The sequence below is a fragment of the Acinetobacter sp. YH12227 genome, from assembly GCF_013417785.1.
Classification (GTDB): domain Bacteria; phylum Pseudomonadota; class Gammaproteobacteria; order Pseudomonadales; family Moraxellaceae; genus Acinetobacter; species Acinetobacter gandensis.
Genome location: NZ_VPDH01000019.1, coordinates 22,396 through 39,026 on the forward strand (window position 1 = coordinate 22,396; position 16,631 = coordinate 39,026).

At 38.8% G+C, this 16,631-nt stretch carries 13 protein-coding genes and 5 tRNA genes; 3 read left to right on the forward strand and 15 right to left on the reverse strand.

Going from position 1 to position 16,631, the window contains the following annotated elements:
• Window positions 1-30: 30 nt before the first annotated feature.
• Window positions 31-1,275, forward strand: coding sequence for an NADH:flavin oxidoreductase/NADH oxidase family protein (locus tag FTV09_RS06025; protein ID WP_180057316.1), 1,245 nt, complete (start codon window positions 31-33; stop codon window positions 1,273-1,275).
• 88 nt (window positions 1,276-1,363) lie between these two features.
• On the forward strand, window positions 1,364-1,963 hold the full coding sequence (locus tag FTV09_RS06030; RefSeq protein WP_180057318.1) for a YiiX family permuted papain-like enzyme: 600 nt from the start codon (window positions 1,364-1,366) through the stop codon (window positions 1,961-1,963).
• A gap of 66 nt (window positions 1,964-2,029) precedes the next feature.
• Here FTV09_RS06030 and FTV09_RS06035 read toward each other — a convergent pair.
• The 14 genes from FTV09_RS06035 to pyrC form a co-directional block, all read right to left on the reverse strand.
• Window positions 2,030-2,105, reverse strand: a tRNA-Glu gene (locus tag FTV09_RS06035).
• Between the two features lie 45 nt (window positions 2,106-2,150).
• A tRNA-Glu gene (locus tag FTV09_RS06040) sits at window positions 2,151-2,226 on the reverse strand.
• 23 nt (window positions 2,227-2,249) lie between these two features.
• Window positions 2,250-2,325: transfer RNA gene (locus FTV09_RS06045), tRNA-Glu, on the reverse strand.
• Between the two features lie 132 nt (window positions 2,326-2,457).
• Window positions 2,458-3,363 carry an alpha/beta fold hydrolase gene (locus tag FTV09_RS06050; RefSeq protein WP_180057320.1) on the reverse strand — a complete coding sequence of 302 codons (906 nt, stop codon included), beginning with the start codon at window positions 3,361-3,363 and terminating at the stop codon, window positions 2,458-2,460.
• Between the two features lie 99 nt (window positions 3,364-3,462).
• The gene (locus tag FTV09_RS06055; protein WP_180057322.1) at window positions 3,463-4,881 is read right to left on the reverse strand and encodes an amino acid permease; all 1,419 of its coding nucleotides are present in this window, start codon (window positions 4,879-4,881) and stop codon (window positions 3,463-3,465) included.
• Between the two features lie 124 nt (window positions 4,882-5,005).
• Window positions 5,006-5,081, reverse strand: a tRNA-Glu gene (locus FTV09_RS06060).
• Window positions 5,082-5,361: 280 nt separating this feature from the next.
• Window positions 5,362-6,792, reverse strand: coding sequence for an amino acid permease (locus tag FTV09_RS06065; protein ID WP_180057324.1), 1,431 nt, complete (start codon window positions 6,790-6,792; stop codon window positions 5,362-5,364).
• A gap of 126 nt (window positions 6,793-6,918) precedes the next feature.
• Window positions 6,919-7,071 carry a hypothetical protein gene (locus tag FTV09_RS06070; protein ID WP_180057326.1) on the reverse strand — a complete coding sequence of 51 codons (153 nt, stop codon included), beginning with the start codon at window positions 7,069-7,071 and terminating at the stop codon, window positions 6,919-6,921.
• Between the two features lie 65 nt (window positions 7,072-7,136).
• Window positions 7,137-7,871 (reverse strand): hypothetical protein, encoded by a 735-nt coding sequence (locus FTV09_RS06075; protein ID WP_180057328.1) that lies wholly within the window; start codon window positions 7,869-7,871, stop codon window positions 7,137-7,139.
• A 29-nt stretch (window positions 7,872-7,900) separates the two neighbouring features.
• The gene (locus FTV09_RS06080; protein ID WP_180057329.1) at window positions 7,901-8,737 is read right to left on the reverse strand and encodes a hypothetical protein; all 837 of its coding nucleotides are present in this window, start codon (window positions 8,735-8,737) and stop codon (window positions 7,901-7,903) included.
• A 56-nt stretch (window positions 8,738-8,793) separates the two neighbouring features.
• A complete protein-coding gene (locus tag FTV09_RS06085) occupies window positions 8,794-11,334 on the reverse strand; it encodes a TonB-dependent siderophore receptor (RefSeq protein ID WP_180057331.1) in 2,541 nt (846 codons plus the stop codon).
• Window positions 11,335-11,540: 206 nt separating this feature from the next.
• Window positions 11,541-11,616, reverse strand: a tRNA-Glu gene (locus FTV09_RS06090).
• A 20-nt stretch (window positions 11,617-11,636) separates the two neighbouring features.
• Window positions 11,637-12,296 carry a ribonuclease T gene (gene rnt, locus FTV09_RS06095; protein ID WP_067766008.1) on the reverse strand — a complete coding sequence of 220 codons (660 nt, stop codon included), beginning with the start codon at window positions 12,294-12,296 and terminating at the stop codon, window positions 11,637-11,639.
• Window positions 12,281-13,315 carry a dihydroorotase gene (gene pyrC / locus FTV09_RS06100; protein ID WP_067766005.1) on the reverse strand — a complete coding sequence of 345 codons (1,035 nt, stop codon included), beginning with the start codon at window positions 13,313-13,315 and terminating at the stop codon, window positions 12,281-12,283. The genes rnt and pyrC overlap by 16 nt, the downstream gene beginning before the upstream one ends.
• A gap of 153 nt (window positions 13,316-13,468) precedes the next feature.
• Between pyrC and FTV09_RS06105 the strand changes: the two genes are divergently transcribed.
• Window positions 13,469-14,725 (forward strand): GGDEF domain-containing protein, encoded by a 1,257-nt coding sequence (locus FTV09_RS06105; RefSeq protein WP_067766002.1) that lies wholly within the window; start codon window positions 13,469-13,471, stop codon window positions 14,723-14,725.
• Between the two features lie 82 nt (window positions 14,726-14,807).
• On the opposite strand, the gene argG is transcribed toward FTV09_RS06105, so the two are convergent.
• Window positions 14,808-16,151 (reverse strand): argininosuccinate synthase, encoded by a 1,344-nt coding sequence (gene argG / locus FTV09_RS06110; protein ID WP_067765999.1) that lies wholly within the window; start codon window positions 16,149-16,151, stop codon window positions 14,808-14,810.
• Between the last annotated feature and the right edge of the window lie 480 nt (window positions 16,152-16,631).

Here is a 16,631-nt window from a genome sequence, read left to right on the forward strand (position 1 = left end):
AGGACTTATTATTTCATTTTGGACATTGCCATGAGCCATTTAGCTGAAAGCTTTAAAATTCGTAATACCACATTTAAAAATCGCATCATCAAAGGTGCAATGAGTGAAGCATTGGCCAATACCGCAGGCCAACCCAATCACTTACATTTTGGGTTATATGAAGCTTGGGCGAAGGGTGGTTTAGGCTGTGCCATTACGGGTAATGTCATGGTGGATTTTCGTGCTAAAAATGAGCCTGGGGTTGTTGTCGCTGAAACTGAGCGAGATTTAGTACAGTTAACACAGTGGGCTGAGCTAGGCAAGAAGCACGGCATGGTGCAATTGGTTCAACTGTCGCATCCAGGTCGTCAATGTCCGAAAGGATTAAATCGAGAAACTGTAGCACCATCAGCGGTACCATTTAGTCCGATGTTGGCAACGACTTTTGGTACACCGCGTGAATTACGTGAGGATGAAATTCTCGATATTATCCAACGTTTTGCTACAGCAGCACAGCTATGTGAAAAAGCCGGATTTGAAGGCGTTCAACTGCATGGTGCACATGGTTATTTGATTAGTCAGTTCCTCTCACCTTTAACCAATAAACGTCAAGATCAGTGGGGTGGTTCAAATGAAAATCGCATGCGCTTTTTGCTTGAAATCTATAAAGCAGTTCGTGCAGCGACGACCGATGATTTTATCATTTCGGTCAAACTAAATTCTGCTGATTTCCAACGCGGCGGAATTAGCGAAGCAGATGTGATTGAGGTCTTTAAAGCAATAGATGCCGCAGGGATTGATATGATTGAAATCTCGGGCGGTTCCTATGAAGCGCCAGCGATGGCGGGTGCTAAAGAAGAAAAACGTAAAGCCAGTACCATTGCTCGTGAAGCTTATTTCCTCGATTTTGCGGACAATATCCGTAAAGAGGTAAAGTGTGCATTGATGGTTACAGGTGGGTTTAGAACCGTCCAAGGCATGAATGCTGCATTAGACAGTGGGGCTTGTGATTTTATTGGTATTGCACGTCCATTCGCTGTAGAAGTCGATTTGGCTGATCGTTTATTGGCGGGTCAAGATGTTCGTTACGGTGTGGACAAAATTAAAACTGGCATACCGATGATTGATAAAATGGCGATTATGGAAATTATTTGGTATGCCGCTCAGTTTAAATCGATTGGTGAAGGAAAACAGCCAAATCCTAAACTTTCACCCTTAAAAGTGTTTTTTAAATATCTCAAAGGCAATTTAACCGCGGTCATTAAAGGGCAAGTCAATTCACGTAAGTCGGCTTAATCAATCATTGAATTTTTAGAATCAGGGCAACCGACATATATTCATGTTATGGTTGCCTTCATTCATATCAATATTGCTTACAATAAAAATGTCTAGAATTTTAATATTAACGGTCATTCTTTCGGGGCTCAGTTCTGCCCTCTATGCTCAGTCTACATTTCAGACGGGAGATATTATTTTTCATATCTCAAAGTCACAGCAAAGTTTAAGCATTCAAAAGGCCACACATTCGCCCTATAGTCACATGGGCATGATCGTAAATAAAAATAACCAAACGTGGGTGCTTGAAGCCATTCAACCTGTGCAATACACCACTTTAAATCAATGGATCGCACGTGGGGAAAATGCTCACTATGTGGTGAAAAGGCTCAAACAACCCTTAAATGTGCCGCAGAAAACGAAGCTGGTACAAAATGCAGAAAAGTACTTGGGCAAACCCTATGATATTTATTTTGAATGGGATGACCGTGCAATTTACTGTTCTGAAATTGTTTGGAAAGCTTATCAGCATGCTTTAGGAATCGAACTTTCGCCGTTACAACAACTTAAACAATTTGATTTAAAACAAAATGAAGTGCAGCGTCTAATGCGGCAGCGCTATGGTCAAAATATTCCGCTAAATGAGCAGGTGATTGCCCCTAAGGCAATTTATGATTCAAAACTTTTAAAAGAAATATTTAGAAATTAAGACAATAAAAAAGCCCAAGTCGCGATGCTTGAGCTTTTCAATGAGTGGTTGAAACCATCTCGAATATGGCGTCCCTACGGGGATTCGAACCCCGGTTACCGCCGTGAAAGGGCGATGTCCTAGGCCTCTAGACGATAGGGACAGTACAGAAAATAAATTTTAAACCGTTACTTTTAGTTTGAAGTAATGGCGTCCCTACGGGGATTCGAACCCCGGTTACCGCCGTGAAAGGGCGATGTCCTAGGCCTCTAGACGATAGGGACTTAAAAAATCTACTTCTGAAAATTGGCGTCCCTACGGGGATTCGAACCCCGGTTACCGCCGTGAAAGGGCGATGTCCTAGGCCTCTAGACGATAGGGACGTTTCAGAGGTGGGCGTATATTAGGTTGAAAATCAGGGGGTGTCAAACGCTTTTCCACAAATAATTTAGCTTTTCCGTGTTGAGTGCATAAATTTAAAACAATTTGATAAATTTGTTTGAAAAATACAGATTTTATGCTGAATTTTTAATCGTATCTAAGAGTGCTTGGATCACTTCAGGATGTTGTAAATAATTTTGAATATCATGTGGATGATGAATATCTGTCCGAATTTGATGGTTGATAATTGCGGGTTTAAAATCAAAAGTTGGTTTTATGAGTGGGAAGCTGCTGAGAAAATCATCATGTGAATAAAAATTTATCCAATCGCCTAAAATTGCATCAGGATGTTGAAGCGGCTGTGGAAAATACGTTTGGATCACGCGAAAAGCTAAAGGTGAGCCTAAACTTATAAAACGTTGAATTTTAAGTTCAGGATGAAGCAGTAAAAAATGATATGCAATGACCGAACCTAGGGAATGAGCCACAATCACTGATGTTTTATGATTGTGTAATTGCTCATGGATACGTGTATGCACCGCATGAATAAAATGTGGGTTGGATAAATATAAATATGTTTCAACTAAAAATTTGTGCAGTAAGCTCGCATGAAGTTTGGGAAAGTAATTCAGCACAAATGAAAAATCATGCAGTACTAAGTCTTTGCTTTGGGCTGAGAAAGTTTTTAAGGTCGGGCTAAATTTTAAAGCATCAAAGATTTTTGAGTAGAAAATGCTCTTTTTAATATTTTCATTATTGTTAATTATCTTGGTTTGTTTTAGTGGATGCGTAGGATGGAAAAAGGGCAAATGAGACCAGACCTGAGGCATAAGCGTACTTGCATTTAATGTGTTTTCTAAATGATAGCGCGTGAGTAAGTCTCCATAAAAAGGCATGTGAGCATGTTTTTTGAAGTATGGAAATGCTGCCTGCTGATGCGCTTGAATTAAACCTTGTTCTAAAATGTCTAGCCAATGTTGTTGTAACGATGCGGCTGTCTGCTGTTGCTGATTCATGCCATGGATAAAGATAACATTCATAGTGCACCTCATGGGATGCTTAATGTATTGATGTTTCCCTTGCAATATAGAGATAAAAAAAGAGCAACCGAAGTTGCTCTTTGTAAAACTCAAATCAAATTAAGATTTGTTGTGGTAGAAAGCATAATAACTGGCATAACACACAGCAATAAATGCCAAACAACCAAAGAAGCTAATACGCATACTTGGATCAAAGACCATACTGATACAGGTAATGAAACAGAATACAAAGCCTAAGATTGGAACAATTGGGAAGAGTGGTGCAGCAAAGCCTAGATCTTTGGCAGTTTTGCCTTCCTTATACCATTGGCGACGGAAGTTAAACTGACTTAAGCAAATACTCATCCAAACCACAACCATGGTAAATGCAGCAATACCTAAAAGATTTGTGAAAATCGTTTCAGGGGCAAATTGCTCAGACAATAAACCTGGTAGGCCACCAATCATTGTTACAATCACTGCAACATACGGAATACCACGTGCATTTACACGAGAGAACACGGCTGGTAATTGCTTCTTATAAGACAAAGACCACATCATGCGTGATGCTGCAAATAGTCCTGAGTTCGCAGCAGATAAAAGCGCAGTAATAATGACAAAGCGGATTACATCTTCAGCATAAGGAATACCGATATGTTGGAATACCGCAACAAATGGTGAGCTACTGACGCCATCACCACCAAGACCTGCTTCTTGATGTGGTAATAAGCAAGTAACGACCACAATGGTACCCACAAAGAAAATCAACAAGCGGAAAATTGCTGTGTTAATCGCTTTTGGTACATTTTTAGCAGGGTCTTTGGTTTCACCGGCAGCAACACCAATGAGTTCAGTACCTGAGAAAGCAAAGTTAACAATTAACATGGTCGTGAAAATTGGGAACAAGCCTTCAGGGAACCAACCTTGTGCGGTAAGGTTACTAAAGAGCGGTGCTGTTTCTTGACCTTGATAGCCAATAAAACCAAAGATAGCCATTAAGCCGAGCACGATAAAAGCAACTACGGTGATTACTTTAATCAAAGCTAACCAGAATTCAGATTCAGCAAACCATTTAGTTGAAATCATATTTAAGCTAAATACAAAAGCACCAAAGATTAAAGTCCACATCCACATGGAACTGTCTGGGAACCATTCCTGCATGAGCAGTGCTGCAGCAGTAAATTCAGTTCCTAGGGTAACTGACCATGTCAGCCAATATAACCAAGTGATGGTATAACCTGTGCCTGGACCAATATAGCGTTTAGCATAAGCGCCAAATGAGCCAGATTCAGGCATATGTACAGCGAGCTCACCTAAGCAAAGCATCACCATGTAGGCGATTACACCGCCTAAAAAATACGAAAGAATGGCACCTACAGGCCCCGTTTGTGCAATGACTTCACCCGAACCTAAAAATAGACCAGTACCAATTGCGCCGCCAAGCGAAATCATTACCAGATGTCGAGTACTCATAGCGCGTTTTAACGGCGCAGAATTGCCCTGATGCGAAGCATCATTCGGAGAATGAGATGACTGCATAGAGTAAAAGGAAAAATCAAGAAATGAAGCGAGTAATTGTAGTGAACAATGTTACTGTTCTGCAATCAATTAATATAATTTATAGATAAATAAACTGATTGTTTGTCAAAGCTGACAGAAGAATTGGCGTCCCTACGGGGATTCGAACCCCGGTTACCGCCGTGAAAGGGCGATGTCCTAGGCCTCTAGACGATAGGGACGTTTTTGAGGTGCTTGTATGTTATGGATAAATAGAGACTGAGTCAAAGGAAATTTTGAAAAATACGATTTATTCGTTTGTTATTCATACACATAAACTGAATTTTTAATCTTTAAAAGGTCTAAGTTAGATGTATCAATAAATAATTTTAGCTTTCTCATAAAATGAGAAATATACATCGATCATGTAGTGAATTAAAAAAATAGTACAAACGGAGGATTTGCCATTTAAAAAGTGAACCTGAGATTGGTCAGATTCACTGAATAAAAGCTTAAATAAGATTAATTTTTATTATGGTATAACCAGTAATAACCTGCATAGCATGCTGCCATGAACAGCAAGCAGCCGATGAAACCAGAGAGCATTTCAGGGTCTGCCGCCATACTTAAGCCAGTTGCAGTACAACAAACAAAACCTAAAATAGGTACCAATGGGAACCAAGGTGTACGGAATTTAAGTTCAGATACACGATGACCTTGTTTGAGCCATTGGCGACGGAAGTTGAACTGACTCCAACAAATACTCATCCAAACGATGACCATGGTGAATGCCGCGACACCCATTAAGTTTTTAAAGATCACATCTGCGCCAAATTGCTCTGAAAGCAAGCCTGGTAGGCCACCGATCATGGTAACTAATACAGCAACGTAAGGCACACCCGATTTGCTCAATTTACCAAATACGGGTGGCAATTGTTTTTGCGCAGACAGTGCCCACATCATGCGTGAAGCAGCATAAAGGCCTGAGTTCGCAGTAGAAAGTAAGGCTGTAATAATGACGAATCGAATAAAGTCTTCAGCGTATGGAATCCCCATCAGGTTGAAAACTGATACAAAAGGACTGCTACTTAAACCTCCATGACCACCTACATTTAAGCCAGCATCGGTATAGGTTAACAACGAGCTAATCACAATAATTGTGCCGACAAAGAAAATGATAAGTCGCCAAACGGCCGCATGAATGGCTTTCGGTACATTCTTTTCAGGATTTTCAGTTTCGCCAGCAGCAATACCGATCATTTCTGTACCATTAAAGGCAAAGTTCACAATCAGCAAAGTTGCAAACAGGGGAAATAAACCATTTGGGAGCCAACCGTGTTCAGTTAAATTATGGAACATCGGTGCAGATTCATAACCTTGGAAAGGTACAAAACCGAAGATGCAAGCAAAACCAAGAATAATGAATAGCAGCACAGTTGCGACTTTCACCATCGACAACCAAAACTCTGATTCAGCAAAAGTACGTGTAGAGCTTAAATTTGAGAACAATACCCCTGAAGCAAAAATCAGCGTCCATAACCAAATTGAAGTTTGTGGAAACCACTCCTGCATAAGAATCGCGGCTGCGGTGAATTCTGTTCCAAGCGTCGCAGACCAGCCAAGCCAATACATCCACGAGACCATATATCCTGTACCTGGGCCAATATAGTTCGTTGCAAATGCACCAAAGGAGCCTGAAACAGGTAAATGTACAGCCAATTCACCTAAACAGAGCATAACCATATAGGCAATTAAGCCGCCAATAATATAGGCAAGGACTGCACCGAGTGGGCCGGCTTGTGAAATTACTTCACCTGAACCCATGAATAAGCCAGTACCAATGGCACCGCCAAGAGAAAGCATAACGAGGTGACGAGTCGTCATCGCTCTTTTTAGCGATGGACTATGTCCCTCTGCAGATGAAGACTGCGAAGGTTCTGAGGGAGATTGCATAGTGAAAATAAGTGTTTAGAAAGATGTATTTTATGATTGATTTGAATGAAATATGTGATAAATCGTATTTTTCTTATAATGTGAGAATATTAATCTAAAATCTTGATATTTAAAGCCGATCACTACTTAGTGATCGGGTGTCTGAAACTGTGATTCAGAAGCGGCTTTCGGTTGAGCCTGTTCCGTAGCTGGAGCAGGGGTATTATCACGACTGACAATATAAATATACAGTGCAGATGGAAATAAAATGGCTAAAACCAAGAGCAACTTTTTAAGCATGAGGTTAACTAACATTGAAAAACGTATTGCTTCATTATAAACAAAACGAGTCAGACTGAAAGTAATTAAAGTTTTAGGTTTTCCTGTTCAAGTTTTGAAAGTATGAGTTGGTAAATATCAGGATAATTCAGCTTAAAATTACGTCGTTGCATAATTGTGATGGTTGATGCATTCGGCTGGACACCCAATTTTAAAATTTTTTGTGTTAAAGCGAGTTGTGGGGAGCGATCATCAAAATGTGTATTGAGTAAGTTGCCATCTGTATTTTTTACGGTGAGTCCCATATTCACTAGATAATCCAAAACATTGGGTAAACCAAAACCTGCAGCTTTGTAGAGTAAATTATATGTTTGAGCACGATAGCCACGACCATATGTTTGCTGTGTTTTTAATAATCCTAAGGCATTATAAAATTCTAATTTGGCAATAATTGCTTGCTCATTAATAGAACCATCGCCATTTTTTAAGCTCTTATTGATTGTGTTATAAGTCACATCGTTTGAGCTTGGTTTGCAATCAGCAGCAATCAGTCGCTTAATATCTGGTAGTGGAAGTACAATGTGTGCAGTGTCACACATTTTTTTAACTTCTTTATTTTTCATTTTACTGTTTTGAATATTTTTATTTTCAAACTCTGAAACCAGTGCAGACCAACCATATAGACTCGTAAATCTATAATAACGTGATGCATCTTTAGTAAGGCCTTTAATGTTCTTAAAATCTTGAATCTGATCAATGGATGGAGCATTCGTAGCATAATTTAGCGACTTTGGGTCATCAGCAATACAAAAGCTACTCATCAAGAGACATGTAAAAATAATGAGATTTTTCATGGCTTATTTTTTTCTAATAACGCATAAATTTCAGGATGTTTGGTTGCAAAACCTTTTTGTTCTAATTGTCTATAAACTTCAGCATTTGGCTGAATACGAGCATTGATTAGTTTTTGAATCAGGCGAGCAGACGGATTACGTCCTTTAACATTGCCTAAAATTAAATTGCCACCCACACCGCTATAATCGTCACCAATATCTAATAAATAGTCAGATACTTCTTCAAGTCCCCAACCTATTGCTTGAGACTGCAATGTACTTTTTTCTTCATATGGGCCAATTTTATAAGTAACCTTTGTTTGTAATACATTTTCGGATTTATAGAATTTTAATTTTTCAATGATTTCATTTTGATCAATTTCACCTTCAGCATTTGTTAATTTTGCATTAATGATCATGAAAGATGATTGGCCATTCAGCGGTTTGCAATTTGCTTTGAACAAACGTTTGGTTTGATCTACTTTAGAATAACTCAGTGCAATTTCACAAAGTTTATTTTTTTCTTCTTGAGGCATTTTGCTCTTGGGAATTGTACCATTTTCAAAATCGCGAACGATAGATTCCCAACCGTAGCGGAGCGCATGTGTATAATATGCAGATGCTTCTGCACTCAATTTTTTAGGTTTTTTATTTTGTAGCTGAGCTTCACTTTTATTTGTATCAGAATAGGTCGCGCTTTGATCTACATTTGAAATATTTTGATTGTCAGCTACTGTGAAATTTTTAGCAGTGTCTAGATTATTTAACTTTAGGGGAGCTGTAGGGCGTAATATATAGACAAAGATACCTATAAAGAATATACAAAATGTGATGAGAAGTATTATTTTTTTCACTTTGTGTCTCTGTAAAATAAAACAAGAGCACTTGTGGCGCTCTTGAATAATGAATATTAAAATTTAAACGTGATGTCCGCAATGAACTGGCGGCCTATTTCGGAATAGAGTTTGCTACCACTTACATACAGGTTATTACGGTTAGTAATATTATTTATTGTTAGTCCTAATATAGCTGAATAATCTTTTGAAATATTCCAGTCATATGTTGTACGCATATCCCATGTAAAACGAGGTTTTACATCTTCGAGTGTGTACGTATCAAGTTTTACACCATTATGAACAACTTTATCCGCAGAACTTGCAGTGAGCATTTGTTCATATGTTCCTTTATAGCTAAAGAAGTTAGAAATTTTTACAGGAACACGATCAAAGCCAATATCCCAAGAGATACGTGCCGTAAGTGGTTGATTATAATTTGAAGCTGGTCGGTCGCCAAACTCCATGATTTTTCCATCATACGAAATTAGTTTACGAATTTCTTCCTCTTTATAATCACTGGTATAGTCTGGGGTACTACGATAAGAGTCAGTGTAGTTAACTGCTAAAGCCAACTGATGCTCTGTGTTGTAAAGTTTTAATGGGTTTAGGGTATTTATTTCAAAAGTTATGGTGTCATTTTCACCATAACCATTGTTGCCATATTGAAAGTAACGATTAACACCAGTACCAATTTGATCACGTGAAATTTCGTCTTTATATTGGCGATTTACCCATTTTAGACTTAGATTTGTATTTTTAAATTGACTATTGAGTCCAACGACTATTTCATCCGCATAAGGTGTTTTTAAATCTTTTCGCTTTGTATCTACATACGAAGTTTTTTCTTCTTCCTCCCATGCTGAATTTTGATCATTACGCATTAGATAGGCATCTAAAGAAGTTAAATGCTGACGTAAATCAGTCATATAAGTTGGAGCACTGTAGTAACGGTTCCAGCCCGATGTTAGTGTTAATAAATTGTTGCTAAAAGGTTGATAGTTGATACTGCTGCGTGGGGCAAAGTTTAAATTATTATTTGCTTCGTCGTAATCAGCACGGACACCTAAGCGAGCATTGAAGTTTTTCCAGTGAATATCATCTTGTATATAAAGCGAGGCTTGTTGGTACTGCCCATCAAATGTACCTGCTTTAAATAAGTTACCTCGCTTAAAATACTGACCGTTATATACAGTATTGACTTTATTGTTGATGAATTCGGTGGTTGTATTTTCATCACAAAGCGGATCATTGATTTGGCACTTACCACCTTCTAGGTCATATAAGTTTTGAGAGTTGCCTGAGGTAACACCATAGAAAGTTAAGAAATCTTTCGTTCGTTCCCATTGAACATCGTCATAATGATAGGCAAATCCTGCACTGATCTGATGTTGCGTGTCTACAAGTTTAAATTGATTAAAAATACCATCAAGTTCGTAGTTGATTGTTAATTGTTTTAAATCAATATTTGCAGCGGATGAGCCTTCCCATACTTTTTCGGTGTTGTTCCAGTCTTTACTTCCTTCAGCATATAGCCAGTTAATTCCTGTATCAGAATCCGTTTCACGTTGGTTGTCGATACTTTGATAATTTAATTTTTGTTTGAGCTTGCCCCAAGCATTTTTCTGCTCTATTTCTGCAAAAATTAAAGCAGACTTATTATTGCTAGTAGCGTGTGAATTTCGACGCTTATTCAGATAGGTATTATCTTCTAAGTTACCTAAAGAGAAACCAAATTTCATCTTAGTTTCTTCATTCGGATTTGCGAATAAGGTTGCACCAATATTGGTATTTAATTTCTTTTGGTCGATCTGTTTTGGTGAAGGTAAACCACTTTCTACAGGAATTTTAGAGCCTCGTTGAGAGGCATAAAAATCAATACCATAGACTTCGGAAAGTTTGCTATAGACATTGGCACTAATACCTTGACGGACATATTCTTTTTGGTTTTCTTGTGTTGACTCGCCATCGAATAAGCCTTTATCAGCATCAGTTTTCAGGTGATAACGATTCCAATCACTCTCAGTATAATCATAACTGATACTACCGTGGATTTTACCAATTTCGGTATTAGGAGCGCATGTGTCAGCACTAATTACACCGCCAGCAAAACTACCATATTTTGCACTAACATTACTGTCTAAAACTTCTAGGCTACAAAGTAGGTCGGTATTAATAGCAATACCTTGAGAACCCACATCAGTAATACCGTATTCACCAGCATTTGACCCTGAACCAAGCGGATCAAGAATGTTTGTATTACTTACGCCATTCACAATAAATTTATTTTGAAATGATTGTGCGCCATGAATAGATATTTCATTGGGTTTTAAATTCCCTTGCGTACCTGCAGCCATTTGATCATTTGAAAACTGTACATTCGGATTAACTTTTAAAAAGTCAGTGATGTTTTTAGAGCTATTCGGCGTTTTTTCTAAATCTTCTTTGCTATAAACAATTTTACCAACTTCTTGTTTGGCTTTAACTTCAACCTCAATAGGTGTCATCGACACCGTATTGGTTTTGATTTCTTCAGTGACCTGGCTTTCATTTGCATACGCATGAGATGCTAAAGCAGTCAAAATTGCGATATTAAGGGGAGAATAGGCAAAGCGCATGGCTGGCAACAATTATGCAGATAAAAACGATAGCGATTATCATTAACTTTACAAAAATAATCAATAGAAATGAGAATTATTTGCAATAAATGTTTTTTTAATACACAGAAATTCAGTCAATGAGAATTAAGATAGAAATAGTGATGATTTAAGAATATTCATTCGTTATGAATATTAGAAAAAACAAAGAGCTTGATAAGAAGTATTGGCGTCCCTACGGGGATTCGAACCCCGGTTACCGCCGTGAAAGGGCGATGTCCTAGGCCTCTAGACGATAGGGACGTTTAGAAGATGGCGGTATCTTATTGATCCGCCACCAGAGTGTCAAGTAGGTGAGGGCCGAGTTTGTTCAAAATATAGCAGAACAGTTCAGCAGTCTTTTGAGTGTCGTACAAGGCAGAGTGAGCCTCTTTACCATCAAACTCAATTCCAGCTTGAATACACGATTTAGCAAGTACAGTTTGACCAAACATCACCGCACTTAAAGTTACGGTATCAAATACGGAAAAACTGTGAAAAGGGTTTTGATTTTTTGTACCGGTACGGGCAATTGCTGCTTGTACAAAACCTAAGTCAAAATGCGCGTTATGACCGACTAATACCGCATGTGTGCAGTTTTGTTGACGACGTACTTCATTTACAGATTTAAAAATACGCTTTAACGCAGATTTCTCATCCTCTGCCATCGCCATACGCATTGGGTTAAATGGATCAACACCAATAAAATCTAAAGATCTACGGTCAAGATTCGCACCTTCAAACGGATTAATATGCGCATGGTGAGCTTCACCTGGCACAAATTTCCCTTCTGCATCATACACAATTGGAATGGCTGCAATTTCCAGTAAGGCATCGGTCTGTGAGTTAAAACCTGCTGTCTCGACATCGACAACAACAGGTAAAAAACCACGGAAACGTTGACCAACTACTGGTCGAGTTTCATCTGTCACACTTTTCTCCATTGAATGGTCTTACCCGCATATAACGGAATAATTTTTTCGCCATCCAAATAGTCTAAACTTTCAGGGATCACTTGATCTTCTTTTACCAAAGTAATGGTATTGGTATTACGAGGGAGTCCGTAGAAGTCTGCGCCAAAGTGACTTGCAAAACCTTCTAAGCGGTCGATTTTACCGACTTGATCAAATGCTTGAGCGTAGAGCTCAATTGCTGTAGGCGCACTATAACATCCTGCACAGCCACATGCATTTTCTTTAGCATCTTTTGAGTGCGGCGCGCTGTCTGTACCTAAGAAAAACTTAGGATTTGCACTGGTTGCCACCTCAAGTAAGGTTTGCTGATGTGTTTGACGCTTTAAAATTGGTAAACAGTAGAAATGCGGCTTGATACCACCCACTAACATATCATTACGGTTAAACAATAAATGTTGCGGGGTAATTGTAGCAGCAACGTTACGGTCTTGTTCAAGAACAAAATGCGCGGCTTCACTTGTGGTGATGTGTTCAAGCACCAATTTTAATTTTGGAAATTGTTTAAGTAGTGGAGATAAGACTTCATCTAAGAAGCGTTTTTCACGGTCAAAAATATCCACATGATTATGTGTCACTTCACCATGAAGAAGCAGAGGAACTTGATGTTCTTCTAGTTGCTCAATCACAGCATAGACCTTACTGATGTCGCTGACACCACTGTCTGAGTTTGTGGTTGCACCCGCAGGGTAAAGTTTAATGGCATTGACGTGTGCAGATTCTTTAATTTTTTTCACTTCACTTGGAGATGTATTGTCAGTGAAATACAACACCATGCGTGGGTCAAAGTGTACGCCTTCAGGTACATGAGCCATGATACGTTCACGATAGGCATTCGCTTCTTCCACTGTTTTAACCGGTGGAACAGTATTTGGCATGCAGATCGCACGAGAGAATTGTTTTGCTAAATCGGGAACTGTGCGCTCAAGTGCTAAACCATCACGTAAATGTGCATGCCAATCATCTGGCTGAAGAAGAGTAATCGTATTCACAGCGATCCCGGAACTTTGAAATAATACAAATGATAATGCATATAATGTGAAAATGGTAACGAGAATTCAGGACAAATGGTATTGTGGGTATAAATAAATTTTGAAAACTGTGGTATTTTTAAATCACTAAAAGAATTAGATAAATGCTTGGAAATGGAATACAAGTATAACCTTGCAAAGTTGCAATACGATAAGGAAAAAATAGAAGAACTGATTACACGGCAAACGCGTCGTGTCGGTGAAATTTTTCCGAAAAAACTCGAGCAACAATTTTGGTCGCTCAATTTACAACGCGCCCGTCATAACATCAGCCAATACTTTTGGATGGGTGTACTAACTTATTTTGTTCTCACTGTCCTGATTATTCCTGGGGATTACTGGATTATTCAAAAAGAACATTTTAGCCATGACTTTATTAAATGTTTATTGGGTTTGGTTAATGGCGCACTGTGCTTGCTGACGCTTTATGCCTTCTCGCGTTATAACATTCTCAAAGCTTATTTTGCCCATGCCAGTATGTTCATTGTATTTTGGGCTGTGCTATCGATGACATGGTTGACCATGACTGTATACACCGAAGCCTTAAAGCATCAAGCGATGATGATCATCTGCATGATTTATATTTTGGGATATATTTTGACAGGGGTTAAACCTATACACATGCTAATGGTTGGCATGTTGGCAGCAGTGATTACAATGCTGATGCTGTTTTCAATGTATGTACAATTTGATGCAATGGTTATGGGTCGTGTATTGATGGGTAGCTGTGTGATGGGCTTTGCTGTTAGTAAAATGCTCTGCGCACGTGAACGCATGATTTATTTAAATATGTTACGTGCAGATATCAGTGAGAAAATACATCGTATCCATACCACTGAGCTATTGCATCTTAGTCAGCATGACGAACTAACTAAAATATCCAATCGCCGCACATTAGATGAAATGCTTGATACTTTTTATGAGCAATCTAAACAAAACAATACAGCACTTGCTGTGCTGTTCATCGATGTTGACCACTTTAAAAATTATAATGATTTCTATGGGCATCAGAAGGGTGATGAGGTCATTTCAACGATTGCCAAAACGATTAAAAATGCCATTCGACATATGGATTTTGTCGCACGTTATGGTGGTGAAGAGTTTGTGGTTTTACTGCCTGAAACCGATGCGCATGGTGCTTATGCGGTAGCGTCAAATATTTATAAAGCAATCGATCGTTTAGAAATTCCACATGCCAAATCACAGGTTTCAAATCACGTCACTATTAGTTTGGGTATTACGGTATATCGTGCTGAAAATATGACGAAGGATGAACTGTTAAATATTGCCGATCAGGCGTTGTATCGTGCGAAACAATTAGGCCGGAATCAAATTTATTACCAATCGATACGTGCAATCAATGTCGCTTAAAGGTAGGTTTAAGTGATGCTTTTATAAAGCTTGGATAAAAAAAACCGCGCAAATTGCGCGGTTTTTTTTGACTCAACAAATCTTATTTGTTTTTGTCTTTTAATTGAGGCACTGCAGAACCTGTACCCACTGCAAGCAAGCCAGCACCAGTGTAGATGCCAAGTTTTGCACGTGTATCAGTGATGTCAAGGTTACGCATAGTCAATTGGCCAATACGGTCAGCAGGACTAAACATAGAATCACCTTTCTCCATGGTTAAACGCTCAGCTTCATAAGTGAGGTTAGGAGATTCAGTGTTCATGATGGTGTAGTCATTACCGCGACGAAGTTCAATAGTAACTGTACCTGTAATCGCTTTAGCAACCCAACGCTGTGCAGTTTCACGAAGCATTAAAGATTGAGAATCGAACCAACGACCTTGGTAAAGAAGACGACCTAAACGAAGACCGTTAATGCGGTATTGTTCGATGGTGTCTTCGTTATGAATACCAGTCACAAGACGCTCGTAAGCGATGTGAAGAAGAGCCATACCCGGAGCTTCGTAGATACCACGAGATTTTGCTTCAATGATACGGTTTTCGATTTGGTCAGACATACCTAGACCATGACGACCACCGATACGGTTGGCTTCAAGAATGAACTCAACTGGGTTTTCGATGCGTTTGCCATTTAATGCAACAGGGAAGCCTTCTTCGAAAGTTACAGAAACTTCTTCAGCTTTTACTTCTACGTCATCTTTCCAGAACGCAACGCCCATGATTGGGTCTACGATTTTGATACCCGCATTCAGGTATTCAAGATCTTTTGCTTCGTGAGTCGCACCTAACATGTTTGAATCAGTTGAGTATGCTTTCTCTTTTGACATTTTGTAGTCAAAACCGTTGTCGATTAGGAACTGTGACATTTCTGCACGGCCACCTAATTCGTCAATAAAGGTTTGGTCTAACCACGGTTTGTAAATTTTTAGCGATGGGTTAGTCAATAGACCATAGCGGTAGAAACGTTCAATGTCGTTACCTTTATAAGTCGAACCGTCACCCCAGATGTTTACGTCATCTTCTTTCATTGCTGTTACAAGCATTGTACCTGTAACTGCACGACCAAGAGGAGTCGTGTTGAAGTAAGGCATACCACCAGTTGAAATATGGAAAGCGCCACATTGAATAGCCGCAATACCTTCTAATGCAAGTTGTAAACGACAATCAACTAAGCGAGCTTTAACTGCGCCATACGCTTCCGCTTTTTTTGGAATCGCATCGTAGTCGTCTTCATCAGGTTGACCTAAGTTTGCTGTGTAAGCATAAGGTTCTGCACCTTTTTGTTTCATCCACAAAAGCGCAGCTGAAGTATCTAGACCACCAGAGAAGGCAATACCAACTTTTTTGCCAACTGGGACATTCTGCAAGATAGTTGCATTATCAGTCATTGTTAATCCTAACGATATAAATATAGGCACCGAGAATGGGTGGCCTGAAAGAATACATATATGTGCGCGATTGTAGCACTTTTCTGCACGGTTTTTCTAAAAAATCATGAGATACAAGCGATGAGGTGGAAAAAAATGATCGTTGAAATCTATTGGTGAATACTTCATCCAGTTTTTGCGGGCGGAAAATGCGTTTTCTGAATGGAATAGGATGCAAATATAAATAAATCTATTTGATTTAAATAAATGGTCATACCAATATTGAGTTGATTTGGTTTTTATCCTTTTCGTTGAAATGAGACTGAAGTCAAACAAAGCTTGGTTATTAGACTAAAGTATATTTTATAAAGTTTATTCATAAATAATAAATATAAAACATATATTTAAAAAAGGATTGTTAAAAATTTAAACTGGAAAATAATGTTTTCGCATTGAATATTGGTCATACCAAAAATAAGAAAAGCTTGAATGGTTGAGTTG

Bases quoted from the DNA above. Each gene is read 5' to 3' on its own strand.
- FTV09_RS06025 (WP_180057316.1), top strand. From the start codon at position 31: ATGAGCCATTTAGCTGAAAGCTTTAAAATTCGTAATACCACATTTAAA.
- FTV09_RS06030 (WP_180057318.1), top strand. From the start codon at position 1,364: ATGTCTAGAATTTTAATATTAACGGTCATTCTTTCGGGGCTCAGTTCT.
- FTV09_RS06050 (WP_180057320.1), bottom strand. From the start codon at position 3,363: ATGAATGTTATCTTTATCCATGGCATGAATCAGCAACAGCAGACAGCC.
- FTV09_RS06055 (WP_180057322.1), bottom strand. From the start codon at position 4,881: ATGCAGTCATCTCATTCTCCGAATGATGCTTCGCATCAGGGCAATTCT.
- FTV09_RS06065 (WP_180057324.1), bottom strand. From the start codon at position 6,792: ATGCAATCTCCCTCAGAACCTTCGCAGTCTTCATCTGCAGAGGGACAT.
- FTV09_RS06070 (WP_180057326.1), bottom strand. From the start codon at position 7,071: ATGCTTAAAAAGTTGCTCTTGGTTTTAGCCATTTTATTTCCATCTGCA.
- FTV09_RS06075 (WP_180057328.1), bottom strand. From the start codon at position 7,871: ATGAGTAGCTTTTGTATTGCTGATGACCCAAAGTCGCTAAATTATGCT.
- FTV09_RS06085 (WP_180057331.1), bottom strand. From the start codon at position 11,334: ATGCGCTTTGCCTATTCTCCCCTTAATATCGCAATTTTGACTGCTTTA.
- rnt (WP_067766008.1), bottom strand. From the start codon at position 12,296: ATGGAGAAAAGTGTGACAGATGAAACTCGACCAGTAGTTGGTCAACGT.
- FTV09_RS06105 (WP_067766002.1), top strand. From the start codon at position 13,469: ATGGAATACAAGTATAACCTTGCAAAGTTGCAATACGATAAGGAAAAA.
- argG (WP_067765999.1), bottom strand. From the start codon at position 16,151: ATGACTGATAATGCAACTATCTTGCAGAATGTCCCAGTTGGCAAAAAA.